Genomic DNA, 26,380 nt, shown 5'->3' on the forward strand with positions numbered 1-26,380 from the left:
CGCGTTCTCTAACGCTTCCTGCGCCCTGTATTGACCGCAGTTAGCAAGCCCGGCACTTTTCCTCTGAACATCTCTTCTAATGTGACGCTTAACTTGCGCCGCCAGTTCGGATATTCATCTACCGTGCCCGGCACGTTAACCGGCGAGGTCATAGCCAGCCAATCCTCTGGTTGCAGCCCCAATAATGCGCTGTTTGTTCGCGCCAGATAGCGGTGGAAGCCGCGATTGAGTAGCGGTGTGAAGGATACTCGGCTGGCCACTTTACTTTGGCGTGCAGGCAACGTATTCATCTGATGCAGCGCATCCAACAGCGCCTGTTTTTGTTTATCCCTTTCTCCCAGCAAGGGAATCAACACGCTCTCTTTGTACAAGCCCAGTTTGTGCCCCAGAGAAAGATCCTTAAATCCCCAGAATCCCGCCAGCGTCGGCAAATCGTGGGTACTGGCGCTGGCAATCGACTGTACGGGATACTCGTGCGGCTGACGGTAACTGCCATCGCCGTGCTGCTCGAAGAACAACACTTTCCACGAGAAAATGCCGCTGTTGCGCAGCAGGCTGACGATTTCTTTCGGCACCGTACCGAGATCTTCGCCGATCACCATGCAGCGATGGCGCTGACTCTCCAGCGCGAGGATCGCCAGCAGATCGTGCACCGGATACGCCACGTAAGCGCCTTTATCCGCGCTTTCGCCGTAGGGGATCCACCACAAACGCAGCAACGCCATGACGTGATCGATGCGCAGTGCGCCGCAGTCGCGCATGTTGGCGCGCAGCAGATCGATAAACGGCTGATAGCCACGCGCGCGCATCACATGCGGATCGAGCGGCGGCAAACTCCAGTTTTGTCCCTGCGGACCGAGACGATCCGGCGGCGCGCCGACGGATGCACCAAGCTTGTAAAGCTCCGGATCCTGCCAGGTTTCCGCGCTACCCTGCGCCACGCCGACCGCCAGGTCGCGATATAATCCCACTTCCATACCAAGTTCCTGGCTGATCTGACAGCAGATGGCGAACTGCTCTTGCGCTACCCACTGCAACCAACTCCAGAACTGAATCTCATCTTCGTGCTGCGCGCACCATTGCTGCACCTCCGGCAACAAGGCGTTGCGCCAGCCTTCCGGCCAGTTCGCCCAGCCCCATTCATCGGGATGTTGCTGGCTGCGCTCGGCAAGAATGCCATCAAACGCCGCCTGATAACGCAGATGATCGCCGCCCTCGACGATAAATTGCTGGAACGAAGCATCGTCAGCGGCGCGAGGCTGAAAGCGCTGCCAGGCAAAGCGCAGCGCGGTCAATTTCAGTTCGGCCACCGCGCTGTAATCGACAAACTCGGCCGCGCGCGCTTGCTCCAGCGCCTGGCGTGTTTTCGCCCTTGCCCACCAACGCTGGGCTGACTGGCTGCGCTGGAAATCTTCCAGCCGATTAACGTCGATATACAACACGTTGAGCCAGCGGCGCGAGGTTGGGCTGTAAGGACTGGCGTTTTCTGGCTGTGCAGGATAAAGCGCATGCAAAGGATTGAGGCCGACAAAATCACCGCCATAATCGGCGACCTTCTCCAGCATGTGCGCTAAGTCGCCGAAATCACCGATGCCCCAATTGTCATCCGATCGCAACGTGTAAAGCTGCACCAGCGCGCCCCACAGTTTCTCGCCTTGCTCGATGGATTCGGGGATAAAGCAACGTCGCGGCGCGATGATAATGCGCGTCTGCCACTGCTGGCGGCCTTTGCGCAATGTGAGCAGGTGATAACCTTGTGACAGACGCGGCGGCAGCGTGAGCAATTCGCCGCCCTGCACCTCGCCGCTGAAGCTTTTGCTCTGTTCGGTTTGCAGCTGCCAGGAAAAAGTGCCGCTGCCTTGTGGCGTCAATTGGCGTTTGCTGCGTGCGGCAAAGACCTGCACCGGCGGCAGCGGTGGCGCTTTGCCGGTGGGCGTTTCCATGACCGCCAGCAACGCGCGTTTGGTCTCATCACTGATAGTTTCCGACTCGCCATGCGCATTAATAAAGCGCAGCGAAATGCCAGCATCCTGTGCCGCCTGATCCAGCTTGTTAAGCGTCATTGCTTCTCCGAAATTTGTAGGGTCGCCATTCATGGCGACCGAAATATCGATTATCGTGCCGTCTGCCAAATCCGCTGCTGGTAATCGCGAATCGAGCGGTCAGAACTGAAACGGCCAGTATGTGCGGTATTCAGAATGGCCGCGCGTGTCCAGGCGTCCTGATTCTTCCACAGCGCTTCCACCTGCTGCTGTGCGGCGATGTAGGCATCAAAGTCAGCCAGCACCAGCCAGGGATCGCCATTTTTGGTCAGGCTCTGCAGCATCAAGTCAAACGCGTGCTTATCGCCGTCGCTGAACTTGCCCTTCTCCAGCTCCTTCAGCAATCCATCCAGATAAGGATTCTGTTTGCGCAGCTTTTTCGGACTGTAGCCGCCCGCTTTCAGCGCCTTCACTTCGTCCACGCTGTTGCCGAAGATAAAGATATTCTTCGCGCCCACCGCTTCGGCAATCTCCACATTAGCGCCGTCCAGCGTGCCAATGGTGAGCGCACCATTGAGCGCCAGCTTCATATTGCCGGTGCCGGACGCTTCATAACCGGCGGTAGAAATCTGCTCGGAGAGATCGGCGGCCGGAATCATCAACTCTGCGGCGGTGATGCGGTAATCCGGGATAAACACCACTTTGAGGCGGTCGCCGACGCGCGGATCGTTGTTAATCACCTCCGCCACTTTGTTGATGGCATAGATGATGTTTTTAGCGAGGTAATAGCCGGGCGCGGCTTTGGCGCCAAACAGGAACACGCGCGGCACAAAGTCGGGGTTATCCGGGTTATCGCGCAGCTGGCGATAGCAGTGCAGCATATGCAGCAAACTGAGGTGCTGACGTTTGTACTCGTGCAGCCGCTTGATCTGTACGTCAAACAGCGCATCCGGATTGATATCAATGCCGGTCACGCGCTTGATGTAGAGCGTTAAGCGCTGCTTGTTTTGCTGCTTGATGTCGCGGAACTGCTGACGAAACGCTTTTTTGCGGGCAAACGGTGCCAGCCACGCCAGCGCATCGAGATCGTTGGCCCACTCAACCTGCAAGCTGTCATCAATCAACGTCGACAGCAGCGGGTTGCATTGTTTTAACCAGCGGCGCGGCGTAATGCCGTTGGTGACGTTATGGAATTTATTCGGCCACAGCCGGTGATATTCCGGGAACAGATCTTTCACCACCAGCTCGGAGTGCAGCGCCGCCACGCCGTTGACGGCGAAACAGCTCACCACGCACAGATTCGCCATGCGCACCTGACCGTCAGCCACCACCGCCAGCTTGTGCCAGGTGGCTTTGTCATCCGGCCACTGTTGCTTCACCACCTTTTTCAGGCGGCGATTAATCTCACGGATAATCAACATATGGCGCGGCAACAGGTCACGTACCAGCTTCTCATCCCAACGCTCCAGCGCTTCCGGCATCAGCGTGTGATTGGTGTAGGCAAAGGTGCGGCTGGTGATGTGCCACGCATCGTCCCAACTCAATTGATGCTCGTCCAACAGCACGCGCAGCATCTCTGGAATGGCGATGGTAGGATGCGTGTCGTTAAGCTGGATCACTTCGAAATCGGGCAAAGTGCGAATGGCGCGCCCGGCGAGATGATGGCGCCGCAAAATATCGCCCACCGCGCAGGCGCACTGGAAATACTGCTGCATCAGGCGTAGCCGCTTACCTTCGGCATGATTATCATTGGGATAGAGCACTTTGGTCAGCTTGTCGGCGTCGATGCCTTGCTGCTCGGCCTGCAGGAATTGACCGTTGTTAAACGCGGTGAGATCGAACGGCTGCGCGCTGCAGGCTTTCCACAGTCGCAGCGGCAGCGTGATGCCGTTGCGATAACCCACCACCGGCAAATCCCAGGCTTCGCCTTTGAGGTGAATTTTAGGTCGCCAGAGGATGCTGCCATCGTGATTCTCTTTGACCTTGCCGCCAAGGCCAACCTGCACATCCAGCGCGGCGTTATGGCGGAACCACGGATAGCGATCACGCTGCCAGTCATCCGGCGCTTCCTGCTGCTGTCCGTCGGCAAACCTCTGGCGAAACAGGCCGTATTGATAGTTGAGGCCGTGGCCCATCGCGGCCTGGCCGACGGTCGCCATTGAATCCATATAGCAGGCGGCTAAGCGCCCCAATCCGCCGTTGCCGAGCGCCGGATCCACCTCCTCTTCCAGCAGTTCGCTCAGCTCAATCTGATGTTCCGCCAGCGCGGCTTGCACCTCGTTGTACCAGCCAAGATTAAGCAGATTGTTGCCGGTCAAACGCCCCAGCAGAAACTCCATCGACAGATAATTGACGTGACGCTGCCCTTGTTTGGCTGGCGCAGGTGGCTGCGTCGCCAGCATTTCTGCCAGCACGCTGCTCAGCGCTTGCCACCATTGGTGCGGTGTCATTTGCTGGGCGGACGTAAGTCCAAGATGTTGCCATTGGCGGGTAAGAGCGGCGTCGAAACGTGTTTTATTGAATTTTTGCTGCGACATATCAATCCCTTCGTGTCCGTTAACGGTAAAGCCGGGGCGAGCGCAAGAGGTGAATGGATAAGTAAAGCTGGGGCCGCAGAAAAAAGCGACAGGGAAATGTCAGTACCGGAAAAAAATCGTGCACGCTGGGTGTCGAACGGTCGCCATTCATGGCGACCGTTTACCACGCGATCAACACAATTCGAGGTGAACTTCGTGCTGCTCAATCACTTTCAGCACGCTGGCCGGCGGGCTTTGATCGGTATACATGTAATCAATCAGGCTCATATTGCCGAGGTTGACCATCGCATTGCGGCCAAACTTCGAGTGATCCACAACCAGCATCACACAGCGTGAGTTTTCGATAATGGCGCGTTTGGTGCGCACTTCGTGATAATCGAACTCCAGCAGCGAACCATCCATATCAATGCCGCTGATACCGAGAATGCCGTAATCGAGTCGGAACTGCGAAATGAAGTCCAGCGTCGCTTCGCCCATGATGCCGCCATCGCGCGTGCGCACCTCGCCGCCAGCGATAATTACGCGAAAATCCGGTTTCGCCATCAGCAGAATCGCTACGTTGAGGTTGTTGGTGACGACGCGCAGATTGTTGTGATTGAGCAGCGCATGCGCCACCGCTTCCGGCGTGGTGCCGATATCAATAAACAGCGTGGCGCCATCAGGGATCTGGCTCGCCACACGCTCGGCGATACGCGCTTTCTCCGCCGACCACATCATCTTACGATCCTGCCATGCGGTGTTTTCTGAGCTGGACGGCAGCGCCGCCCCGCCGTGATGGCGCATAATTTTGTTCTGATCGGCCAGGTCGTTCAGGTCACGCCGAATGGTTTGCGGGCTAACTTCAAAGTGATCCACCAGCTCTTCGGTACTGACATATCCCTGACGCCGGACCAGATCGATAATGGCGTCATGACGTTGCGTCTGCTTCACATCTCTCTCCTCGGCTCTTAGCCGCTTCTTTTATTGGTGCTGCTAACGACGCGTAATCTTACGCGTATCAACAAATGCCATCGCTAAGCCCACCAGCAAGCCGGTGACGTGCGCGGCGTTGGCGATCGACAGACCAAATGCGCCGTACCAGCCAATCACCAACCAGACAACCGCGAAGCCAATCAGGCCGCGCTCAAGATAAATACCACTTTCGGGATCGCGCTCGCCGCGCAGCCAGCAGTAACCCATCAGCGCGTAAACCACGCCCGACAAGCCACCAAACAGCACGCCGCTAAACTTGGCCTGCATCCAGCCGGTCAGCAGCGCGGAGATCAGCATAATCACAAACAGCTTACCGCTGCCGAGACGCTTCTCGACGGCACCGCCGAGATACCACCACCACATCAGGTTGAACAGGATGTGCAGCAGCGAGAAGTGCAGCAGCGCATGGCTAAACCAGCGCCACACCTGGAAATATTGCGAAGAGTCCGCTGGCCACGCCAGCCAATCCAGCGCCACATCATCACCAACGATCTGCATCAGGATAAACACCGCGATGCAGGCGATCATGAGGGTCATGGTGAGCGGACCTGCGCGTTCGCGAATGCTCGACCAGATGTGGGTGCGCTCGTAGCGCAAGCCACTTTCGGTGCTGCCGCTATGCCAGCTGGCAGCCTGATAGCGCGGATGGTTGGGATCGCGCACAAACTGCGCGAGTTCGTTTTCGACCATCTCAAACTTACTGTCATCATCCAACATGATGACGAAGTGGCTTTCGCGTTCAATGCGTAACGTCACGCCGCGTGTCGCCATGTAGTCGACAAACGCCTGCGCCATGCGCGGATTGTTAAACTGGGTGATGCGCATCATGCGGTGCTCTCCTTCCTTATGCGATGGGCTTAGGCGTCGCCGAGGGCAACCTGCGCCGGGAATGCCGCGCGCCAGGCGTCAAATCCGCCGTCAATGCTGTACGCTGCGCTGAATCCCTGGCCCAGCAAGAACTGCGCCGCTCCTTTGCTGCTGTTGCCGTGATAGCACATCACCAGCACCGGCAATGCCTGATTCGCGTTGGCGATGAAATCCGCCAGATTGTCATTGGTCAGATGCTGCGCGCCCGCCGCGTGGCCCATCATAAAGCTCTGCGGATCACGGATATCCACCAGCTGCGCACCTTGTGCCAGATGCTCTTGCGCCTGCAGGACATTAATACACTCGAAGGTTTCCATGGTGTCTCTCATTACTTGGTCACAATTAGCGCCTAGTTTAACCTGAGAAGCCGCCGCGATAACCTGACAACTTATAGGGTTATGTGATTTTTTTCCTGTCGGAATGTTAGCTATATCACGCAAAAATGTTTTTATTCAGTTAACCGCTGGCGTCGATGTTGGTTTCCGATTATTATTACGCTCGAAAACGAACATTTTAGAACTATTCCGAACATCGGAGGAGATGACGTGGAAACCAAAGACCTGATCGTGATCGGCGGCGGCATTAACGGAGCCGGCATTGCAGTGGACGCTGCAGGACGCGGACTGTCGGTGCTGATGCTGGAGGCGCGGGATTTGGCCTGTGCAACCTCCTCCAACAGCTCGAAATTGATTCACGGCGGCCTGCGCTACCTTGAGCACTATGAATTCCGCCTGGTAGGCGAAGCCTTAGCAGAACGTGAAGTGCTGCTGAAAATGGCGCCGCATATCGCCTTTCCGATGCGTTTCCGTCTGCCGCACCGTCCGCATCTGCGTCCAGCGTGGATGATCCGCATGGGCCTGTTTATGTACGATCGCCTCGGCAAACGCACCACGCTGCCGGGCAGTAAAAGCCTGCGTTTTGGCGCGGATTCGGCCCTCAAGCCGGAGATCACGCGCGGATTCGAATATTCTGACTGCTGGGTTGATGATGCGCGCATGGTGGTTCTCAATGCGCAGGAAGTGGAAAAACAGGGCGGCGAAGTTCGCACCCGCACTCGCGTGACCCGCGCCTGGCGTGAAGCCGGTTTGTGGATGGTAGAAGCCGAAGACATTGATACCGGCAAAACCTACGCTTGGCGCGCTAAAGGTCTGGTCAATGCGGCCGGTCCGTGGGTAAAAGAGTTCTTCGACGATGGCCTGAAGCTGAAATCGCCATACGGCATTCGTCTGATCAAAGGCAGCCACATTGTGGTGCCGCGCGTTCACCGCGAAAAGCAGGCGTATATCCTGCAGAACGAAGATAACCGTATCGTGTTTGTCATTCCGTGGATGGATGAGTTCTCCATCATCGGTACCACCGACGTGGAGTACAAAGGCGATCCGAAAGACGTGAAGATCGATGACAACGAAATCAGCTACCTGCTGAAGGTGTTCAACGGACATTTCAAACAACAGCTGAGCAAAGATGACATCGTCTGGACTTACTCGGGCGTGCGCCCGCTGTGCGATGACGAATCGGACTCACCGCAGGCCATCACCCGCGATTACACGCTGGATGTGCATGACGACAACGGCCAGGCACCGCTGCTGTCGGTATTCGGCGGCAAGCTGACCACCTATCGCAAGCTGGCGGAACATGCGCTGGAGAAACTGACCAAGTACTACCCGAACATCGGCCCAGCATGGACCAAAAACGCGGTATTGCCGGGCGGTGATTTCTCCGGTTCACGCGATGATTACGCCGCTGGCCTGCGTCGTCGCTATCCGTTTATCAGCGAAGGTATGGCGCGTCACTTTGCCCGTACTTACGGCAGCCGCACCGAAGAGCTGCTGGCAGACGCGAAGAGCATCGACGATTTGGGCGAGAACTTCGGTCACGAGTTCTATGAAGCCGAGCTGCGTTACCTGGTGAAAAACGAATGGGTGCGCGAGCTGGATGATGCGATTTGGCGTCGTACCAAACAAGGTATGTGGCTGAGCGCCGCCGAGCAGGCGCGCATTGCTGAGTGGCTGGCGGTTAACGCACAGAAACCGGCGTTGTCGTTAGCGTCATAATATAAAAACGGGGCGTCGTAAATGACGCCCCGTTTACGTAGGGTCGCCATTCATGGCGTAATGCTCGTCAGTTAAGACTTAATCATGCCGGAACGCATAGCGTTTCGGCTTCTTTTTCACCGCTCGCGGATAATGTCTCGTCCGCCGGGTTGGCAGCACGAAGCTTCCCGCCATCGCCATTATTTCATCTATTATTCTCGGAATTTTTCCCGGCGCTACCGCAGGCAGGAGTCTCAGTTGACCTGTCAGGTACAGTGCCGCCTGCTTAAACCCCAGCTGATAAGGCTCCACGTTTTTCAGGCTATAGGCCATCTGCGCCATCATAAAACGCAGCAGGTTATACGCCAGCGCAACGCCCCATAACTCCTGCTTCACCAGTTCCGGTGTTTTGCTTCTCAGCGTGAGCTCGTTGTTCAACAGATGCTGCTTCATCTCCCGGAAGCCATGTTCTATTTCCCAGCGATGTCCATAAAGATCAACGATATCCCCTCCCGGATATCGCAATGGATCGCACATTGACGTCAGGATTTTCACCACTCTCCCGTTAACCTTTTTGCTTATCAGTCGCGCCGTCAGCGTTTCCGGCACATCTTTCCATTTTTTACGCGCCTGCCACGACAGGTCCAGTTCTATCAGCTCGCTGCCTGAGCCCTGTTTTTGCAGAACACGGTATTTTGCATCGTTGCGCAGAGGTAGCATCCAGTGTCTTTCCACCCCCGAGGTCTGCCAGTAATGCAGGAAGCCGGGCGCATAGAAGCCTTTATCCAGGATCGTTAGCGAGTGATCCGGCGTCTGTCCCACCAGTTGTGCCGCAAGATCAACCTCGCTGGTTTCGGTCACGCTGCCAAAGCTCACGCCCGATAAGAGATGGCTTGTCAGCTCCATCTGGCAGACCATGCGCAGCTGAGGCCAGTCAGACTGACTGTGTGCATTTGCCGTCCGCCCAAAGGCCTTATCGTTTTCCGGCGTATCGGGGGCCCGCCACAGCGTGCCGTCGACCGCCAGCAGTGTCAGGCCGTTCCAGTGTGACAGCGGTGTTTTATCAAACCAGAGCTGGCGTGACTTTTCAAAGACCCGGCGGACCACGTCTTCTCCGAGCCGCTGACGCGCCTGCACAACCGCGCTGGTCGCGACGAATGGGCGCTTGCCCGGCAAAACGATATCCAGATGAGAAACAATCTGGTTCATGGAAAGCGAGCGGAACAGGGCCATGCCGGTAACGGCCCAGACCATCATCTCCATTGGAAGACGGCGTTTTCGCACGGTCACGATACCAGTATCAGCCAGGCATTCGTCGATGAGTTCAGGCGAGAGCAGATCGGAGAGCGCGGAGAACTCTTTGGGCGTAAAGTTAAGAACGGCATCGAGAGCCTGACTGAGTAACATAAAAAAATCCGTAATTCCTGTGAGATTACGGATTTTTGCAGAACTGGAGGATCGTTCAACCGATCATTTCGGGCTTAACTGATCGGCATTACGCCATTCATGGCGACCTTTTTAATGTCTACTCGTTTACAAACCCGCATTCTCACGAATGTACTTACGCGCTTTCACTGCATATTCGAACGGATTGGCCAGCGCCGGATCCTGTTCCGCTTCCACCACCATCCAGCCTTTATAGCCGTAATCGTCGAGGATTTTGAACACCGGTTTGAAATCGATCACGCCATCGCCCGGCACGGTGAAAGTACCTTTCTTCACGCCATCAAGGAACGACAGCGATTTCTCGCGCACTTCCGCCACCACGCTGTCGCGCACATCTTTAAGATGCACATGGAAAATACGCGGCAGATATTTGGTCAGCACATCCAGCATTGCCTGCTGTGAACCTTCGGAATAGTAGATGTGGCCGGTATCGTACAGCAGGCCAACATTCTCATTGGTCATTTCCATAAAGCGATCAATCTCAGCTGGCGTTTGGATGCCGGTGCCCATGTGATGGTGCAGCGTCAAACGCATGCCTTTCTTCGCGGCGATCTCCGCCAGTTCGTTGTAGCCTTCCGCCGTTAAGCGCCACTCTTCATCCGTGAAAATCGGCTTCTGCTCCAGCACCGCCAGCGTGGTGCCCTGAATACTTTTGCTCTGCTCAGAGCAACCAATCACCCGCGCGCCCATCGCATGCAGGAAGTTCATGTGATTGGTGAATTCGTCGATGGTTTTCGCTTTTTCGCCGTTGGCGAAGAAGGTGCTGAACCACGCGTTGCAGATCTGAATACCACGGATATCCAGCATCGGCTTGAGAATCGCCGGATCGCGCGGGTATTTGCTGCCCACTTCGCTACCGGTAAAGCCTGCCAGCGCCATTTCACTGACGGTTTGCTGGAAGGTGTTTTCGCTGCCCAGCTCCGGCATGTCGTCGTTGGTCCAGCCGATTGGCGCAATCGCCAGTTTTACGTTGTCTTTGTTCATCTTGTTGTCCCTGATTCACAGAGGCGGCCGCTGAGCCGCCGAGGAGTATTTAGCGCACAGCTCAGTTATTTGGCGTAGAAATCCGGACGCGGCGGCATGGTAACCGGCTCGATTGCGCCGCTGTTCTGCGCTTTCTGGCAGGCATCGGCGGCCACGGAAGCAGCAAAACCATCCCAGGCAGAAGGTCCGGTCAGCTGGCCGTCTTTCACGTCATTGATAAACGCTTGCAGCTCAACGTCATACGCATCGATGAAACGATCTTTCCAGTCGGTCAGCAGCGGCACGCCGAGACGCGCGTTTTTGCGCGTTTGGATCGCCGAAGGCTCCGGCAGCTTCGCGATGCCCTCTTCGCCCACCACTTCACACTGAATGTCGTAGCCGTACGCGCAGTTAACGAAGATCTCCACGTCAATACGGATGCCTTTCTGCGTTTCAAACAGCACGATTTGCGGATCTTTCAGCTTGGCGTGAGACTTCGAGGTGGTACGCGGGAACACCACTTGCACGGTTTTGTAGTCGTCTTCCGTCAGCCAGCGCAGCACATCCAGCTCGTGAATCAGGGTGTTGGTGATCGCCATGTCGGTGGTGTAATTCTCACCGACGCTCTGGTTGCGGTGCGCGCAGTGCAGCATCAGCGGCTCGCCGATTTCACCGTCGGTAATCACTTTTTTCAGCGCGCGATAGCCGGTATCGTACGGGCGCATAAAGCCAACCTGCACCAGACGTTTACCGTGTTTGATCTCGGCATCAACAATGCGTCGGCAACCTTCAGCGCTCAGCGCCAGCGGCTTTTCACAGAACACCGGTTTGCCGGCCGCGATGGCCGCCAGCGTGAACTCTTCGTGGGTCGGATCCCAGGACGTCACCAGCACAGCGTCAACATCTGGCGAGTTGATCACCTGATGACCATCCTGATAAACCTCGGCTTCGATATTCAGACGTTGCAGCGCAGCGCGCGCACCTTCCACGTTGATATCAGAAACCGCCACCACTTTCGCACCCTGCAAAACGTTATTGCAGCGACGAATGTGTTCCTGACCAATTGCACCGGTACCAATTACACCGAGTTTGAGCGTCATAGTTACACCTGTAGATGTAGAGTCGGATAAGTATCCCCTTCATACTTCAAGATGCAGGCGCGTTGGCTGCTCTCGCTCACCCGAATCACTTACTTAAGTAAGCTCATCGGGACTCTCTCGTTGGCCGCCTTCCTGCATCTCGAATTATTTTGGGTATAGGGTTAAGCAAGGCCGACGAACGCCGGCCTAAAAAAGATTTAGTACTTACGTGCTTGTTCGATATGCACGTTAAGGTTGTCGGCCACTTCTTGCGTGCGCGTTGACGTAGAGGTTTGCGCCACGCCGACGTGCCACCAGCTAAAGTATTTGTGCACCATGGTTTTAGGTAGCACTTTGATGTCGAACAGCACGGAAACGGTCTGCTTCTGCGCATCGATCAGCGCGGCTTCCAGCTGCTCCAGCGTGGTGATGCGGTAGGTTTTGCAGCCGTAACCGCCGGCGATTGCCGCGAAGTCCACCGGCACAAAGCCGCCATCCAGCTTACCGCCTTCCGGATTACGGAAGCGGAACTCGGTGGTGAAGCTGTCCATGCCGTGTTCCATCTGCAGGTTGTTGATACAACCGTTGGTCATGTTATCCAGCAGCACCACGTTGATTTTTGCCCCTTCCTGAATCGACGTGACCAGCTCGGAGTGCAGCATCATGAACGAGCCGTCGCCGACCATGACGTAGACTTCACGCTGCGGCTGCGCCAGCTTCACGCCCAGCGCGGCATTCACTTCATAACCCATGCAGGAGTAGCCGTACTCAACGTGGTACGAGTTGTAATCTTTGGTGCGCCACACGCGCTGCAGGTCGCCCGGCAGACTGCCCGCTGCCGCGACAATCACTGCATCCTTTGGGAGCTGCTCGTTTAAGGTGCCCAGCACGCTGCTTTGCGTCAGCACCGATTTCGTCAGGCGCTCAAACTCAGCAAACAGCGCTTCGCGATCGGCGTGGTCGGCGATTTCCGGAATGAAATCGTCGGTGTTATAGGTCGCGGCATAGACGCGCTGCGTCTCTTTCAGCAGTTTGCTTTGCGACAGCTCAATCTGGCCGCCCCAGTGGTTTTCAAAACCTTGCAGACCGCTTTCCAGCGCGGTTAAACCTTCACGCGCATCCGCCAGCAGCTGCACCGCATCCAGCTTGTAGCTGTCGAAATTGCTGACATTGAGGTTCAGATAGCTGACGTCCGGATTCTGGAAAATCCATTTCGACGCGGTGGTGAAGTCGGTGTAACGCGTACCGATACCAATCACCAGATCGGCTTCTTTCGCCAGCAGGTTAGCGGCCAGACAGCCGGTTTCACCCACGCCGCCGACATTCAGCGGATGATCGGAAACGATGGTGCCTTTACCGGCCTGAGTTTCGGCAAACGGAATGTTGAAACGCTCGGCAAATTTCAGCAGCGCATTACCCGCGTCGGAATATTTCAGGCCGCCACCAACAATGATCAGCGGCTTGTGTTTGCGCGCAATCAGCGCCAGCGCATCTTCTAATTGCGCGGCAGTTGGCAGACGGCGATCCAGACGATGCACACGTTTCTGGAAGAAGTATTCCGGGAAGTCCCAGGCTTCGCCCTGCACGTCCTGCGGCAGCGCAATCGTCACCGCACCGGTTTCTGCGGGATCGGTCAACACGCGCAAGGCGTTGATGCAGGCGGTCATCAGCTGCTCTGGACGGCTAACGCGATCCCAGTATTTGCTCACCGCGCGGAACGCGTCGTTGGTGCTGATGCTGAGATCGTGGCTCTGTTCGATCTGCTGCAAGACCGGATCCGGTTGGCGCGTGGCGAACACATCGCCTGGCAGCAGCAATAAAGGAATGCGGTTGGCAGTCGCGGTGGCGGCAGCGGTAATCATGTTGGCTGCGCCGGGTCCGACCGATGAAGTACAGGCGATAATCTGACGACGCAGCGACTGCTTGGCAAAACCAATGGCGGCGTGCGCCATGCCCTGCTCGTTACGGCCCTGATGCACCACCAGATCGCCGCTGTCCTGCTCCAGCGCCTGTCCCAATCCCAGCACGTTGCCGTGACCGAAAATGGCAAAAATGCCTTTCACAAATTTGGTTTCAACGCCGTCAACGTTCAGGTATTGGTTATCGAGAAATTTTACCAGCGCCTGTGCCGTGGTGAGTCTGATTGTGCCCATATGCTTCTTCCTTTACATGCTGGTACCTGCGGCGAGGTACATCGCGGTTCGGGTAAAAACTGCCGTTCACGGCGCCCGCGGATTAAGTGAAACGTGAGGCGATTATAAACAAATATTTTTTTCATTAAACACGATTACAGAAGAAACATTTCATTTTGCGATGGAGATCAAATTCAGCAATGAAACGTGGGCTGCGCGAGTCGCGAAAGGGGGAAAAGTGGAACAATAAAAGGTCATTTGCCGGTCATAACGAAATTTCATTTCACTTCAGTAGCTTCCTTGATTCGCCAGCACTTTCCTGAGACCTGGCTCACAAGCCTGACTATCACTGAAACTCCCAACGATTCCGACGCCGCTTTGCGGCTTCGTCAGAGTTTTACCTGGCTCACAAAATCGTGATGGATGTTTCATTTCATATTGAATTTGGAATTTTTATTCCTCATACTGCGACCAAAGCCAATCAGGCACCTTGAGAACCCGGAAGCAAAGCGCTCGACGTTGGGCGGCAGCGCCCGCAGTGTCTGCTTATCACAGAAGGAAACAATAGGTATGAGTACACAACAGAAGCGGCTTGATGTGATTTGTATCGGACGCATCGCCGTCGACCTCTACGGTCAGCAAATTGGATCACGTCTGGAAGATATGACCAGCTTCAACAAATATCTCGGCGGATCTTCCGGCAACGTGGCCTACGGTACGGCCATTCAGGGCCTGAAATCGGCGATGCTGGCGCGTGTGGGTGACGAACATAACGGCCGCTTTTTGCGTGAAGAGCTGCAACGTGCAGGCTGCAACACCGATGGCCTGATTACCGATAAGCATCGCCTGACCGGGCTGGTGATCCTCGGGATCAAAGATGAAGAGAGCTTCCCGCTGATCTTCTACCGCGACAACTGCGCAGATATGGGGCTGGTGCCGGAAGATATTAACGAAGAATTCATCACCTCCTCACGTGCGGTCGCCGTTACCGGTACGCACCTGTCGCATCCACAAACGCGCGCCGCAGTGTTGAAAGCGCTGGATATCGCCAAACGCAACGGCCTGCGCACCGCGCTGGATATCGATTATCGTCCGGTGCTGTGGGGACTCACCTCGCTTGGTGACGGTGAAACGCGTTTCATTGAATCGGGTGAAGTGACGCAACAGCTGCAGGAAGTGCTGCACTATTTCGATTTGGTGGTCGGAACGGAAGAAGAGTTCCATATCGCCGGTGGCAGCACCGATACGCTGACCGCGCTGAAAAATGTGCGTAAATCGAGCCAGGCCACATTAGTGTGCAAACGCGGTCCGCTGGGTTGCGTGGTGTTTGAAGGCGAGATCCCGGATAGCTGGGAACAGACCAAACTGCAGAGCGGCGTGCGTGTAGAAGTGCTGAACGTGCTGGGCGCGGGCGATGCCTTTATGTCTGGCCTGTTGCGCGGCTGGCTGAACGATGAAAGCTGGGAGCAAGCGTGCCGTTACGCCAACGCCTGTGGCGCATTGGTGGTGTCGCGCCACGGCTGCGCACCGGCGATGCCAACCAAAGAAGAGCTGGATGATTTCCTCAGTCGCGATAAAGACGTGAAACGTCCGGATCTCGATGCGCGTCTCAATCACCTGCATCGCGTCACCACGCGTAAACAGCAGTGGCCGGAGCTGAATGTCTTCGCCTTCGACCATCGCAAGCAGTTGGCTGATATGGCGCGCGAAGCGGGCGTCAGCGAAGAACGCATTCCACAATTGAAACTGCTGCTGCTGCGTGCCGCAGAAGAAGCGGCTAATGAAGCCGGTCTGAATGAGAAGAGCGGCATCCTCGCGGATACCACTTACGGCCAGAAAGCGCTGAACGCGATTACCGGTAAAAACTGGTGGATTGGACGTCCGATTGAGCTGCCAAGTTCACGTCCGCTGCGCCTGGAGCACGGCAACATCGGCTCACAGCTGGTCGACTGGCCAGCCGAGCACGTAGTGAAATGCCTGGTGTTCTACCATCCGCACGACAGCGCTGAACTGCGTAAAGAGCAGGATGATCTGGTTCTCGACGTGTGGAATGGCTGTAACAAGAGCGGGCACGAACTGCTGCTGGAACTGATTCTGCCGGAGAGCAATCCGGACCGTAACGAATCTTACTATTACGACATGCTGAGCCACTTCTACAGCCTTGGCATTCAGCCGGATTGGTGGAAACTGCCGCCGCTGTCTGCAGAGAGCTGGCAGGCGATCAGCGGGCTTATCGAGCAGAACGATCCGCACTGCCGCGGCATTCTGCTGCTGGGCCTTGATGCACCAGAAGAGACGCTGAAAGCCGGTTTCGCCGCCGCCGCGCAAGCGCCGTGGGTGAAGGGTTTCGCAGTAGGTCGCACCATCTTCGGCCAGCCGTCGCGCCAGTGGCTGCAAGGCGAGCTGGATGACAAGGCGCTGATTGAGACCGTGAAAGGCAACTACCTGCGGTTGATCGGCTACTGGCGCGCTGTGCGCGGTTAAGTGTTGTGGCTTGGAAAAAGCGGCTTTGGCCGCTTTTTTTGTTTCTTCTGCGGGCTGATGCCCTCACCCCGGCCCTCTCCCACAGGGAGAGGGAGACGCAGCCACATGTGAGTAAGCAACAAAACATTCACGCGGTCGGTTCCCTCGCCCGCTTGCGGGAGAGGGTCAGGGTGAGGGAAAACCTGCATATTTTGTGAGGTATTTCATAAACCGATGAAATAAGCGTCACGATGATGGCAAACAAATGAAATTTTCCATCCATCTGGTACTATAGCGCTCATTATCCAGCCATATTTTCTTTTTTAGCGGGCCGAAGTAATGACCAATAATCCAACGCAATTAACCTTGTTACAGGACGAGATCCGTCGTCGCTATGAGACGCTGAGCAAACGCCTGAAGCAGGTGGCTCGTTATATCCTTGATAACAGTAACAGCATCGCTTTCGATACCGTTGCCTCTATCGCGCAACATGCGGATGTACCACCTTCCACACTGATCCGCTTTGCCAACGCGTTTGGCTTCAGCGGCTTCAACGAAATGAAACAGGTTTTCCGTCAGCACCTGATGGAAGAGACCGTGAACTACACCGAGCGCGCACGTCTGTTCCGCCAGACCGCCACCGACGACAGCGCCACCTCACCTGAGAGCCCGGCCGAAATCCTCAACGTCTTCACCATGGTCAACAGCCAGGCGCTGCAACAGCTGGCAATGCAGGTCAATCCAGACCAGCTCAACCGCGCGGTGAAAATGCTCGATGAAGCCGAGAACATCTACATCATCGGCCTGCGTCGCTCATTCAGCGTGGCATCGTATCTGGTGTATGCGCTGCGCCATCTGGAGCGTCGTGCGTTCCTGATCGACGGCCTCGGTGGCATGTTCACCGAGCAGCTGAGCATGGTGAACCCGAAAGACGTGGTGATCGCCATCAGCTATTCGCCATACGCGCGTGAAGCGGTGGAGTTGGTTGAGCTAGGTGCCAAACGTGGCGCGCATCTGATTGCCATCACCGACAGCCAGGTCAGCCCGCTGGCCGCCTTCAGCGATGTGTGCTTTGTGGTGCGTGAAGCGCAGGTGGATGGCTTCCGTTCGCAGGTGGCGTCGCTGTGTCTGGCACAAACGCTCGCCGTATCGTTAGCACTGAACAACAACGTCACCAGCGAATAACTCTCGTAGGGTCGCCATTCATGGCGACCATCCAACAAAAAGGGCAGCCACCTGGCTGCCCTTTTTTACGTTGGTGCGCATGTTACGAACGCGGATACTGGTCGCTGTTCACCCAGGCGTGATCTTTCTCCCAGGTAAATTTCCACAGACGTTTTGGACCCGCCATCACGTTGAGATAGTAGTTATCGTAACCGGCAATGGTCGCCACCGGATGATAGCCACGCGGCACCGTCACCACATCGCGATTATACGGCGCCATGCACTCGTCGAGTGAACGGTCGTCGGTATACACGCGCTGCATGGCGAAACCCGGTTCAGGATCGAAACGGTGATAATACGTCTCTTCCAGATAGGTTTCGTCCGGGCTGTCTTTCTGGTCGTGCTTGTGGCTGGGGTACGAACTGGTCGCACCTTCGTCGGTGTACACTTCCACCACCAGCAGGCTGTCGGCCTCTTTGTTGTCCGGCAGAATGTTGTGCACCAAACGCTGGTTACGCCCTTTACCACGCTGCTCAACGCCAACATCTTGCGGCGCAATCAGTCGCGCCGGAAGGTTGCCGCTGCTCGGTGCATTACACACCGCCAGCTCCAGATCGCTATCCGCATACACTTCCACTTCATCGTTATGCGGAACGTACACCGAGTAAGGTGGAATTCGTTCAAACGGCGACAGACGCTTACCGAGATTGGGGAACTCGGCGTGACGGGTTTTCACCGACGCAAAGCCCGCCACCAGCACCAGACACAACTCTTTGTCGCCACTGCTCAGCTTCAGGCTCTGCCCTTTTTTCAGCAGATAAGCGTCGAAGCCGACGTATTCCCAGCCCGCGCTTTCCGGCGTGACGTGCTGGATGCGGCCGTTGCTGTCGGGTTTTTGCGCTTTCGAAATCAGAGACATCCTGTTCCTCCTTGTTGAGCGAAATTAGCCCAGCGTCGGCATGCTGAACTCAGAGACGGTCTGCTGGCCGCTCGGCCAACGCACGGTGGCGGTTTTCATGCGGGTGTAGAAACGCACGCCGTCTGGACCGTGCACGTTCAGCGCACCAAATACCGAACGCTTCCAGCCGCCGAAGCTGTGGAACGCCATTGGTACCGGAACCGGCACGTTAACGCCAACCATACCGGCTTCGACGTTTTGCACGAATTCACGCGCGGTATGGCCGTTACTGGTGAAGATGGCGCTGCCGTTACCGAATTCGTGGCTGTTCACCAGTTGCAATGCGCTGTCGTAATCGCTGGAACGCATGATGCTCAGCACCGGTCCGAAGATCTCTTCGCGCCAGATGGTCATATCCGAAGTCACGTTGTCGAACAGCGTGCCACCAACATAGTAACCTTCTGCATGGCCAGCAACCTGGATGCCGCGGCCATCAACCACCAGCTTCGCGCCTTCCTGCTCACCTTTGTCGATGTAGCCCAGCACTTTCTTCTGGTGCGCAGCAGAAACCACCGGCCCCATTTCATTCTCTTCGGCACCTTTCTGGATGCCAGGACCGACGCGCAGCGCCTTGATCAGCGGCGTCAGACGCGCAATCAATTTGTCCGCGGTGTCGTCACCAACGGCAACAACAACGGGCAGCGCCATGCAGCGTTCACCGGCTGAACCAAACGCGCCGCCCATAATGGCGTTCACGGTGGCATCAAGATCGGCATCGGGCATCACGATGGCGTGGTTTTTCGCTGCGCCGAACGCCTGCACACGTTTACCGTGGGCGCTGGCAGTTTTGTAGATGTGCTCCGCCACGCCGGAAGAACCGACGAAGCTGACTGCGGCGATGCGCGGATCTTTGTACAGCTGCTCGGCATCTTCGTTAGAGGAATGCACCACGTTGAATACGCCATCCGGCAGACCGGCTTCTTTCAGCAGTTCGGCCATGCGCACAGAAGCGGATGGATCCAGCGCCGGTGGCTTGAGGATAAAGGTGTTACCGCACGCCAGCGCGATGGGGAACATCCACAGAGGCACCATCGCCGGGAAGTTGAACGGTGTGATACCCGCCACAACGCCGACCGGCTGCATCAGCGAGTAGCTATCAACGCCGGTGCCCACGCTTGGTGAGTTTTCACCTTTAATCAGATGTGGAATACCGCAGGCATACTCGATCACTTCGATACCGCGCGTCAGTTCACCCAGCGCATCGGACCACACTTTGCCGTGCTCAGACACGATCAGTGCCGCCAGCTCTTCGCGATGTTTTTCCATCAGCGCTTTAAAGTTGAACATCACACGGGCACGACGCAACGGCGCGGTTTTCGACCATTCCGGGAACGCGGCATGAGCGACTTCAATCGCCTGCTCTACTTCAGCAGCGGTGCTCTGCGTCAGTTCACGCACGACTTTGCCGGTCGCCGGATCGTACACGGGAATGGTTTCATTGCTGGCGCTGTGGGTAATTTTGCCGCCGATAAAGTTTCCTACGATAGTCATGTCGTTGCCTCTTAGATGTGAAGTTCCCTGCAGATAGCCCGTTCGAACCGCGACGCTGCGTGTGCAGGCAATACTTAAAGCGTGCTATGAAGCTATAGTAATGAAATGAATTTTTCAAATACTTCTTTTTGGAAAATTTCCTTTTAGCGGCATGGATCGCATTTTTTCCGCTTGTGCTGACAGCCGGGTGCAAATCCGCCCGTAGCGCTTCCCTGCTGGCGCTATAGGCCTGCCAAACTGCATCACTGCTAAGCCGTTGCGCGCACAGAATTTGTGTCTGAAATCCAGCTTCAACATGTAACGCGAAACGAAATATGAAATTTTTGCGAGGCAGATCCAATATCTGATATTTCATAATTCAATAATAATGAAATAAATGTTTTCTTTGCAGCACCTCATCCGTATCCGTTTACAGGAGCCGCCTATGGCCATCGATCCAACCCGTTTCTGTATTAACCGTAAAATTGCGCCCAGGCTGTCGCTGGAAGCTTTCTTTCAGCTGGTGCAGCGTCTGGGATTGAGCAAGGTTGAACTGCGTAATGACATGCAGAGCGGCAAGGTCACCGATGATCTCAGCGTGGCGCAGCTGCGAGCGCTAACGGATAAGTACCACATTGAAATCGTGACGATTAACGCGCTCTATCCGTTTAATCGTGCTGATGAGGCGTTGCTGGCAAAAGCCGACGCGCTGCTGCAGGAAGCTCAAGCCATCGGCGCAAAAGCGCTGGTGATGTGTCCATTGAATGAAGGGATTGAGATCTCGCACCAGCAGACGCTGGAAGCGCTGCAGGTGCTGGCACCGCGCTTTGAGCAATATGGCATTCAGGGGCTGGTGGAACCGCTGGGCTTCCCGGTCAGTTCGCTACGCTCGGCGGTGCAAACGCAAAAGCTGATTAAGCAGGCAAAAGTACCGTTCAAAGTGCTGCTCGATACGTTCCATCATCATCTGTATGAAAACGCCGAAAACGAGTTCCCGCAGGAGATTGATATCAATCATATTGGACTGGTGCATTTGTCTGGCGTGGAAGATACCCGCCCGACGGCGCAACTGACCGATGAAGAACGCATCATGCTCAGCGACCGCGATGTGCTAAACAGCGTGGCGCAGGTGAAACGTCTGGAGATGCTGGGTTACAAAGGCGTTTACGCGTTTGAGCCCTTTGCCTCATCGCTGGAGATGTGGAATACCGCTGAGATTGAACGCCAAATTCGCTACAGCATTGAGTTGCTGCAAGCCTAAAAGAACCCTTATCTGTGTCTAAAACAAGACACTTTTTGTTAGTGTTGGGCCTCGGTCGGAGGCCTTTTTTTTCATACCCGTCATATTTTAAGCCATAGCTGCGTTGGCTGCGCATGCTCACCCCAGTCACTTACGGGCGTAAGCTCCTGGGGATTCTCACGCTTGCCGCCTTGCTCTGACTTAAACTATTTAGGGTATGCCTGAGTTAAATAGCAAAACTACGCGTTCTCTTTAACCTCCACCACCGGATCTTCCGGCATCCGCTTAATCATCCGCAGCGTGCAGAACAGCGCCAAACACACCAGCAGCGCGGTGAGGAAATAGACCAGCGACACGCCGGCATAACTCATGATGAAACCGGCAATCGGCCCGGTGATACCCAGCGACAAATCCATAAACGCGGTATAGGTGGCGAGCGCACTGCCCTGATTCTGCTGCGGCACCACTTTCACCGCCACCACGCCAATCGCTGGGAATACCAGCGAGAAACCCGCGCCGGTGAGGAATGCGCCCATTTTCGCCATCCATGGATCGAACGAACCGGCCACCAAAAACAGGCCAACTGCTTCCACCGCGAAGCAAATACTCGCCACGCGCAAACCGCCGAGCTTATTGATGGCATTCGGGAACAGCAGGCGCGTGCCGACGAACGCGGCACTGAACATGGTCAGCGCGAAGGCGGCGCCATCCCAACCTTTATCCTGATAAAACAGCGTGATGAAGGTAGCGATTACGCCAAATCCGGCGGAACCCATCGCCAGAATCAGGCCGAAACCGTACACCTTGCTCAGCACGTCACGGAACGGCAGCGGCTTGGCTTTGCTGCCTTTCACCGGCGCACGCGGCAGCGCCAGCGCAATCGCCAGCACGCAAATAGCGATGATGATGCTGGAGAGCAGCAGCAAGCCGCCACTGCGGAAAATCACCACGCCGAGCGGGGCACCAATCGCCATCGCGCCGTAGGTGACAATGCCGTTCCACGAAATCACCCGGCCAATATGCAGCGAACCGACGCGCGCCACGCCCCACAGCGAGGTGCCGGTGCCAGAGAAGCTTTGCCCCACGCCGAGAATCACGCGCCCCAGACACAGCAGCACCAGACTCAGCACGCCCTGCCCATCGCTGAGCGCCGAGAGCAGAATACAGATGCCGCTCAACAAACAGCCCACCAGCCCCAGCACCACCACTTTTTTCGGCCCCCACAGATCGGCATAGCGTCCGGCGTGCGGACGGCTGAGCAGCGTGGCGATGTATTGCAGGCTGATCACCAATCCGGCCCAGAAGGCGTTATAGCCCAGCCCGTCATGTACAAAGCCGGGCAGCACCGCCAGCGGCAAACCGATGGTGAGATAGCTGGCAAAGTTAAACTTCACGATGGAAAGGATCAGTAAATTGAGACGAAAACGGCCGTGTTCAGGTGCGGCGGCAGGCGAGTCAGGCATGAGTGATTGCGCTCGTGGGTGACGGAATTTTTATAACAAGAGGATAACTATACGCCATTTGGTGTTATCCGCATCAGTGAAATGCCCAGTTTTACGGTCATCATTTCGTCATATCGCGCTCGTAGACTCGCCCTCAATCAAATCCCAAAGAGGATAACAATCTGATGACGCCCCTGATTTCTCAGGCGCGCGTGCGTAACGCTAACTCCTTCGCGGGAGATGGCCGATGACGCATGCCGCGCTGCCTATTGAACTGAAAAATCTCAGATGGTCGGTGGGTAACCTGACTGTTCTGCACGATCTCTCCCTGACCATTCCCGCAGGCGAAATCCTGGCGCTGCTCGGCCCGAGCGGCTGCGGCAAAAGCACGCTACTGAAACTGCTGGCGGGTTTGCTGCAGCCAACCGCAGGCGAACTGTGGATTGGTGAACGCTGCGTGGCCTCGCCGCGCCACTGCGATGCGCCGGAGCAGCGCAACCTCGGCATGGTGTTTCAGGATTACGCGCTGTGGCCGCACATGTCAGTGGCGCAAAACGTCGCCTTTCCGCTGCGCATGCGCGGCATGAAGAAAGCCGCCGCGCGACAACAGGCCGATGCCGCCCTGGCTCAGGTTGGCCTCGCTGATTTTGGCGATCGCAAACCAGCGTTGCTTTCCGGCGGCCAGCAGCAGCGCGTGGCGCTGGCGCGCGCGCTGGTGGCGAAACCGGCCATTCTGCTGTTCGACGAACCGCTCTCCAACCTCGACCGCGACCTGCGTGAAACCCTGGTTCACACCATGGCGGATTTGCTGCGCGCGGCGGGTATCACCGCTGTTTACGTTACGCACGATCGCGAGGAAGCCAACACGCTGGCCGACCGCATCATTCACCTGGCGCAGGGCCAGATTGTTTCCGTTACTCACCTCTCAGGGGACCGCAATGCCATCTCTCAAGTCAGTTAAAACAGGAGCCATCAGCGCGATGATTTTGACTTCCGCCATCATGATCAACGATGCCCAGGCGCTGACGGTGTACACCGCCGGTCCGGGTTCGCTGTCGAAAAGTCTTGCCGCCGGATTTGAAAAACAGACCGGCATCAAAGTGAATATTTTCCAGGCCACCACCGGCAAAGTGATGGCGCGTCTGGAAGCGGAACAGGCCAATCCGCAGGCCGATGTGCTGATCTCGGCTTCGTGGGATACCGCCGAAGATCTGCAACAGCGCGGCTGGCTGCAACCTTTCGAAAGTGCTAATGCAGCGAAGGTGCCGGATCAGTTCAAAACCGCCAACTATGTCGCGCAGGGTATTTCCGCGCTTGGCATCGTGTGGAATACGCAAAGCAACACGCCAGAGCCGAAAACCTGGCAGGATCTCACCGCGCCCGCCTTTAAAGATAAAGTCACCACGCCGGATCCGGCGCTGTCTGGCGCATCACTCGATCTGCTGATTGGCCTGCAAAACAGCGAAGGCGAAAAAGCCTGGCAGCTTTTTGACCAGTTGAAAGCCAACGGCATGGTGATGAGCGGACCCAATGCGCAGGCGGTGACGCCGGTGCTGCAAGGCGCGAAAGCGGCGGTGTTTGGCGCGGTCGACTACGTCACCTATAACAACATCGCGCAGGGCGAAAGCGTGAAGGTGATCTTCCCGGAAAACGGCACCGTGGTCGCGCCGCGTCCGATGATGATCCTGAAAAGCAGCCAGCACGCAGATGATGCGAAGAAATTCGTCGATTACGTGCTGTCCGATGAAGGTCAGGAACAAGTGGCGAAAGCCTGGCTAATGCCAGCGCGTACCGATATCAAAGCGCAACGTCCGCTGTTCACCGAGATCAAATTGTTGCCGACCAATCAGGATGGCAGCAGTGAGCGCTCGGCGGTGCTGAAGCGCTTTGGCGCCTTGTTCGGACAGTAAACGATGTCGCGTGCCCTGAATGGCTTTATTCTGCTGGCGTTATTGCTGCTGGTGGCGCTGCCGCTGCTGTTTATCGTGCTGCAAGCGCTGTTTCCGTACTTCGGCGAAGGCAGCTGGCGCGGCGCTTTTAGCGCCTTCCCGGCACTGATGGACGATCCGCAGCTGGCATCGATGTGGCTGGGCACGCTGAAAATCGGCGGCGGCGTGGCGCTGTGCAGTTTGCTGCTGGGCTTGCCGCTCGGCGCACTGCGCGGCCTGTTCCGCCTGCCGGGCGCGGCGTTGTGGGATCTGCTGTTTCTGATCCCGTTTCTGACGCCGCCCTATATTGTGGCGCTGTCATGGACGCTGGCGCTGCAACGCAACGGTTATATCGAACAACTCACCGGCATCAACTTCGACAGCCTGCTATTTAGCAGCAGCGGCATGATTGGCGTGATGACGCTGAACATCTTCCCGGTGGTCTATTTTGCGGTGTCGCGTTCGCTGCTGGCGAGCGGACAACGTCTCGCCTGGGTAGCGCGCGTGCATGGCGCATCGGCGTGGCGCAGCTTCTGGCACATTACCTTACCGCTGACCTTACCGGCGTTGGCAGGCGGCGTGCTGCTGGCATTTACGCTGGCGATTGAGGAGTACGGCGTGCCCGCAGCGCTGGGTGCGCAAGCGAAGCTGACGCTGATGACCGTGGGTATTGAAACCAAACTCGCCGATTGGCCGATCGATCTGCCCGGCGCGGCATCGCTGTCACTGATGCTGAGCCTGGTGGCGCTCACGGCGTGGCTGCTGCAGCGCAAACTGACCGGCAGCAGCGATGTCACGGCGGTTGGCGGTAAACCTGTTACTCAGGAACTGGCGCATGCCGGACGCTTACAAAACCTGATGCTACTGCCTTTTGCTGTCACCGTGCTGCTGGCGGTGGTGCTGCCGCTCGGCGCGATGACCTTGAGCGGCTTACTGAATACGCTCTCCGGTGGATTGCATCTCAGTAATCTGACGCTACGCCACTTCGGCGCGTTGTTCAGCCAGCAAGGCGATGCGCTGGCGGCCTTCTCCACCAGCATTGGCCTGGCGCTTGGCGCGGCGCTGCTGACCGGTGCGCTGGGCTTTCTCATTGCCTGGCGCGTGTCGGAAGGAAAAACCCGTTTGCTGGCAATGATGGATGGTCTGGCGCTGCTTCCTGCGGCGATGCCCGGCGTGGTGGTTGGCGTGGGTTTGATTCTACTGTGGAATCGTGGTTTCTGGCCGGTTTCGCCCTATAACACCATGTTTATTCTGCTGTTGTCGTACAGCTGTTTGCTGCTGCCGTGGCCGGTGCGCTATGTCAGTAGCGCGCTGCGTCAGCTGGCCCCAACCTTGGAACCGGCGGCGCGCGTGCACGGCGCATCACGTTTGCAGGCGCTGCGGCTGGTTGTGCTGCCGCTGGTCGCACCCAGCTTGCTGGCGGCGATGATGATGGTGTTTGCCGTTGCGTCGCGCGAGCTGGTGACCTCGCTGCTGCTGGCGCCGGCAGGCACGCAAACCGTGGCGATCTTTATCTGGCGTCAGTTCGAACAAGGTTCGGTCGGGCAAGGCATGGCGATGGCCACGCTGACGCTATTCGCCAGTTTGAGTTTGATGTTGGCTGCGACGGTATTGATGAGGCGTCAGGCCCGGTGATGATAATAATGGCGGTCGCCATAAATGGCGCCCCTACGGCACGGCGATCCGGATTTCTCTTTATCTTAA

The 26,380-nt window shown here is 56.6% G+C and carries 19 protein-coding genes; 7 read left to right on the forward strand and 12 right to left on the reverse strand.

What is annotated here, in order from left to right:
* Positions 1 to 8: 8 nt before the first annotated feature.
* From malQ to glpE, 5 genes are all read right to left on the reverse strand, one after another.
* Positions 9 to 2,063 (reverse strand): 4-alpha-glucanotransferase, encoded by a 2,055-nt coding sequence (gene malQ, locus AC6I8A_RS18170; RefSeq protein ID WP_497818867.1) that lies wholly within the window; start codon positions 2,061 to 2,063, stop codon positions 9 to 11.
* A 50-nt stretch (positions 2,064 to 2,113) separates the two neighbouring features.
* On the reverse strand, positions 2,114 to 4,519 hold the full coding sequence (gene malP, locus AC6I8A_RS18175; protein WP_497818868.1) for a maltodextrin phosphorylase: 2,406 nt from the start codon (positions 4,517 to 4,519) through the stop codon (positions 2,114 to 2,116).
* 171 nt (positions 4,520 to 4,690) lie between these two features.
* The gene (locus AC6I8A_RS18180; protein WP_008107931.1) at positions 4,691 to 5,449 is read right to left on the reverse strand and encodes a DeoR/GlpR family transcriptional regulator; all 759 of its coding nucleotides are present in this window, start codon (positions 5,447 to 5,449) and stop codon (positions 4,691 to 4,693) included.
* Between the two features lie 42 nt (positions 5,450 to 5,491).
* Positions 5,492 to 6,316 (reverse strand): rhomboid family intramembrane serine protease GlpG, encoded by an 825-nt coding sequence (gene glpG, locus AC6I8A_RS18185; protein WP_265302755.1) that lies wholly within the window; start codon positions 6,314 to 6,316, stop codon positions 5,492 to 5,494.
* A gap of 32 nt (positions 6,317 to 6,348) precedes the next feature.
* A complete protein-coding gene (glpE, locus tag AC6I8A_RS18190) occupies positions 6,349 to 6,675 on the reverse strand; it encodes a thiosulfate sulfurtransferase GlpE (protein ID WP_008107933.1) in 327 nt (108 codons plus the stop codon).
* Positions 6,676 to 6,903: 228 nt separating this feature from the next.
* On the opposite strand from glpE, the gene glpD reads away from it, so the two are divergent.
* On the forward strand, positions 6,904 to 8,412 hold the full coding sequence (gene glpD / locus AC6I8A_RS18195; protein ID WP_497818869.1) for a glycerol-3-phosphate dehydrogenase: 1,509 nt from the start codon (positions 6,904 to 6,906) through the stop codon (positions 8,410 to 8,412).
* 78 nt (positions 8,413 to 8,490) lie between these two features.
* Here glpD and AC6I8A_RS18200 read toward each other — a convergent pair whose 3' ends face one another.
* From AC6I8A_RS18200 to iolD, 4 genes are all read right to left on the reverse strand, one after another.
* Complete coding sequence (locus AC6I8A_RS18200) at positions 8,491 to 9,798, reverse strand: IS4 family transposase (protein ID WP_265303508.1); 1,308 nt, start codon at positions 9,796 to 9,798, stop codon at positions 8,491 to 8,493.
* 126 nt (positions 9,799 to 9,924) lie between these two features.
* Entirely contained in the window at positions 9,925 to 10,821 is an 897-nt protein-coding gene (gene iolE / locus AC6I8A_RS18205; protein ID WP_256697694.1) for a myo-inosose-2 dehydratase, read from the reverse strand.
* A 65-nt stretch (positions 10,822 to 10,886) separates the two neighbouring features.
* Positions 10,887 to 11,900, reverse strand: a complete 1,014-nt coding sequence (gene iolG, locus AC6I8A_RS18210; protein WP_256697695.1) for a bifunctional inositol 2-dehydrogenase/D-chiro-inositol 1-dehydrogenase — start codon at positions 11,898 to 11,900, stop codon at positions 10,887 to 10,889.
* Between the two features lie 197 nt (positions 11,901 to 12,097).
* Complete coding sequence (gene iolD, locus AC6I8A_RS18215) at positions 12,098 to 14,032, reverse strand: 3D-(3,5/4)-trihydroxycyclohexane-1,2-dione acylhydrolase (decyclizing) (protein ID WP_256697696.1); 1,935 nt, start codon at positions 14,030 to 14,032, stop codon at positions 12,098 to 12,100.
* Positions 14,033 to 14,581: 549 nt separating this feature from the next.
* On the opposite strand from iolD, the gene AC6I8A_RS18220 reads away from it, so the two are divergent.
* Entirely contained in the window at positions 14,582 to 16,495 is a 1,914-nt protein-coding gene (locus tag AC6I8A_RS18220) for a bifunctional 5-dehydro-2-deoxygluconokinase/5-dehydro-2-deoxyphosphogluconate aldolase (protein ID WP_256697697.1), read from the forward strand.
* Between the two features lie 318 nt (positions 16,496 to 16,813).
* A complete protein-coding gene (locus tag AC6I8A_RS18225) occupies positions 16,814 to 17,659 on the forward strand; it encodes a MurR/RpiR family transcriptional regulator (protein ID WP_008107943.1) in 846 nt (281 codons plus the stop codon).
* Between the two features lie 82 nt (positions 17,660 to 17,741).
* On the opposite strand, the gene iolB is transcribed toward AC6I8A_RS18225, so the two are convergent.
* The gene (iolB, locus tag AC6I8A_RS18230; RefSeq protein WP_293792253.1) at positions 17,742 to 18,557 is read right to left on the reverse strand and encodes a 5-deoxy-glucuronate isomerase; all 816 of its coding nucleotides are present in this window, start codon (positions 18,555 to 18,557) and stop codon (positions 17,742 to 17,744) included.
* A gap of 24 nt (positions 18,558 to 18,581) precedes the next feature.
* Positions 18,582 to 20,087: a CoA-acylating methylmalonate-semialdehyde dehydrogenase gene (locus tag AC6I8A_RS18235; protein ID WP_265302576.1), complete on the reverse strand. Its 1,506-nt coding sequence runs from the start codon at positions 20,085 to 20,087 to the stop codon at positions 18,582 to 18,584.
* A gap of 424 nt (positions 20,088 to 20,511) precedes the next feature.
* Between AC6I8A_RS18235 and AC6I8A_RS18240 the strand changes: the two genes are divergently transcribed.
* Positions 20,512 to 21,327, forward strand: coding sequence for a TIM barrel protein (locus AC6I8A_RS18240; protein ID WP_293792250.1), 816 nt, complete (start codon positions 20,512 to 20,514; stop codon positions 21,325 to 21,327).
* Positions 21,328 to 21,545: 218 nt separating this feature from the next.
* Here the strand turns inward: AC6I8A_RS18240 and AC6I8A_RS18245 are convergent, their stop codons facing one another.
* Positions 21,546 to 22,769, reverse strand: coding sequence for an MFS transporter (locus AC6I8A_RS18245; protein ID WP_256697701.1), 1,224 nt, complete (start codon positions 22,767 to 22,769; stop codon positions 21,546 to 21,548).
* A gap of 226 nt (positions 22,770 to 22,995) precedes the next feature.
* Here AC6I8A_RS18245 and AC6I8A_RS18250 point away from each other — a divergent pair, with 226 nt between their 5' ends.
* Genes AC6I8A_RS18250 through AC6I8A_RS18260 form a run of 3 tightly spaced genes read left to right on the forward strand, consistent with a single transcriptional unit; the run spans position 22,996 to position 26,311 of the window.
* The gene (locus tag AC6I8A_RS18250) at positions 22,996 to 23,709 is read left to right on the forward strand and encodes an ABC transporter ATP-binding protein (RefSeq protein WP_293792246.1); all 714 of its coding nucleotides are present in this window, start codon (positions 22,996 to 22,998) and stop codon (positions 23,707 to 23,709) included.
* Positions 23,687 to 24,658 (forward strand): ABC transporter substrate-binding protein, encoded by a 972-nt coding sequence (locus tag AC6I8A_RS18255; RefSeq protein ID WP_176972628.1) that lies wholly within the window; start codon positions 23,687 to 23,689, stop codon positions 24,656 to 24,658. The genes AC6I8A_RS18250 and AC6I8A_RS18255 overlap by 23 nt, the downstream gene beginning before the upstream one ends.
* A 3-nt stretch (positions 24,659 to 24,661) precedes the next feature.
* The gene (locus tag AC6I8A_RS18260; protein ID WP_497818870.1) at positions 24,662 to 26,311 is read left to right on the forward strand and encodes an ABC transporter permease; all 1,650 of its coding nucleotides are present in this window, start codon (positions 24,662 to 24,664) and stop codon (positions 26,309 to 26,311) included.
* Positions 26,312 to 26,380 lie beyond the last annotated feature (69 nt).

This window comes from Pantoea sp. X-Soil-ISGK-275, from assembly GCF_059730795.1.